General features: G+C 48.8%; 1 protein-coding gene. It reads right to left on the bottom strand.

The features are described from left to right. Positions 1–299: reverse transcriptase N-terminal domain-containing protein (locus tag AC0QHF_RS08800; protein ID WP_324703831.1), on the bottom strand; the 299-nt coding region annotated here is incomplete at both ends.

Genomic DNA, 299 nt, shown 5'->3' with positions numbered 1-299 from the left:
TTGGCTCTGTCTCGGATTGTCGGGATTCCCAGAGGGCGTTTTTCATCCCGTCCGGGTTTTGGTATCCAGACTCTCCGCAACGGCTTGGCTTTGAAGTTTCTTTTGATTTCCTCAACAAGTTCAAACCTTTGTTTCGGGGATATCGCTATCATTCCATCCACTCCGGCTGTCTTCTTGCCTTGGTTGTCTTGGGTTACTCGCCTTACCGCTAGTAGCCTTGCATAGTATGACTTCAAAAGGAGTCTCTGCAACCTTCTAGCTTTTGCATCCTGTCCCGATTGAGCCGCTTGATAGATACG

The organism is Lyngbya sp. CCY1209, from assembly GCF_055795065.1.
The sequence above is the reverse complement of the archived record's forward strand: the minus strand, read 5'-3'. Positions and strand labels throughout refer to the sequence as shown.